The organism is Acinetobacter sp. USHLN143, from assembly GCF_037145695.1.
Lineage (GTDB): Bacteria > Pseudomonadota > Gammaproteobacteria > Pseudomonadales > Moraxellaceae > Acinetobacter > Acinetobacter fasciculus.
Window position 1 is genome coordinate 1 of the sequence record NZ_JBBCWZ010000356.1, and the last position, 219, is coordinate 219.

General features: G+C 36.5%; 1 pseudogene. It reads right to left on the bottom strand.

The window, feature by feature from the left end:
• A pseudogene (locus tag WFH18_RS18370) lies at positions 1-219 on the bottom strand (IS3 family transposase); the annotation flags it as partial.

Genomic DNA, 219 nt, shown 5'->3' on the forward strand with positions numbered 1-219 from the left:
AATCCTTTAATAAATTTGGATGCTTCTTCATCCAATGCTTGCTATCCGTAGTTTTTGTATAGCGACGCTTAGGGCGAATCAATAAGTTATTTTCTTTCAATATTTTAAATAACTGATCCCGTCCACACTTTAAACCACGTTGCAACAATTTGCCTTTAATAAGCCAATACAGCTTACGTGTTCCGATACTTGGCATGAGACAGCGATATTCCATAACCA